The following is a 1278-nucleotide window of genomic DNA, read 5'->3' on the forward strand; positions in this document are numbered from 1 at the left end:
GCTGCTATTTAAATTCCATGAAGAAGACTGGATAATGATGGCAATTGCAGTCCCTCTGGTGCTAGCCTCTCGCTATCTCAGCGTCTTTATCTCATACATAGGCTTTAAACGTTACAGAAAATACAACCCATGGTCAGTAAAGATTCTGACTTGGGGTGGTCTACGTGGCGGCCTAGCGCTAGCAATGGCACTTTCAATTCCATCAGGAATTTGGGTGGTTCAAGACAAGCTGATCGATGTAAAAGAGATCATCCTTGTAATGACCTATTCGGTTGTGGTGTTCTCTATCCTGATTCAAGGTTCAACCATTACACCAATGATTGAAAAGGCGAAAGCTGAAGAAAAAAAGATGGAAGATGAAAAGCTAGCTCAAAGCTCTTTAGCAGAACAAAGAGAACAAACTGAAGCCTAATTCCATTCTCCCCATATTTAAAAAGCAGCCTTAGGGCTGCTTTTTTATGCTCTAAAATTCGAAGACTTCACCAACAATATTATCTAGAAACCTCCCCGTTCTACTCTCCTCAGAGCGAAGCCCAAGCCTAATACCAATCTAAGTAAAAATATGATCCAATTGAGGCCATTCAGATAAAAATGAGCCTGCTGGCCCTTGCTCATCTCAAAGATGGGTACTCACACACAAATCGCCCAAGAGCAGTGAAGCAACAACAATTTGAGTATGCTTATCTGTTCGGTTCAGTCGTCGCAGAAAAGGAATTGGTGAGGCTATCATTGTCCCTGGGTTAATAAAGACATCATGATAGAGCACTTAAAACAAATATTGGCAGTCACGGAGGAGGGATGTCGTGCCGTCGTTGTTATGGATGGTGCAGGATGACATACAGAAGAAATTGCCAATGACTTTAAAATGTCAGTGTCATCAAACTTTCACCCTATTCTCCAGAGCTAAACCTTATCGAACAAGTATGGCGTTGGTTGAGGCAACCAATCTTTTACGTATTACGACGACATCATCTCCAAAGTCTGCGATGCATAGTATCGGTTTTTGGATTGCTCCCAAAGCGTCACCAAAATATGCTCGAGAAGATGGATAGACCTGACCAGTTAATTTTCCAGATTGGTATGACTTCTCTTGTAAGGGAAAATGACAGCCCCTAAGACGACAAAAGCCCTGCTATTTCTAGCAGGGCTTTCAAATAAGTGGCGGAGCGGACGGGACTCGAACCCGCGACCCCCGGCGTGACAGGCCGGTATTCTAACCAACTGAACTACCGCTCCGCACTGGTTAGACCTAAGTCTAAATTAAAAGCCTGGCGATGT

General features: G+C 43.7%; 1 protein-coding gene and 1 tRNA gene. One reads left to right on the forward strand and one right to left on the reverse strand.

All coding sequences use genetic code 11. From position 1 onward, the window contains the following. Window positions 1–412: cation:proton antiporter (locus tag R7093_RS23975; protein WP_318146858.1), on the forward strand; the 412-nt coding region annotated here is incomplete at its 5' end. Window positions 413–1159: 747 nt separating this feature from the next. On the opposite strand, the gene R7093_RS23980 is transcribed toward R7093_RS23975, so the two are convergent. Beyond that, window positions 1160–1236: transfer RNA gene (locus R7093_RS23980), tRNA-Asp, on the reverse strand. Window positions 1237–1278 lie beyond the last annotated feature (42 nt).

This window comes from Vibrio sp. 1580 (assembly GCF_033340055.1).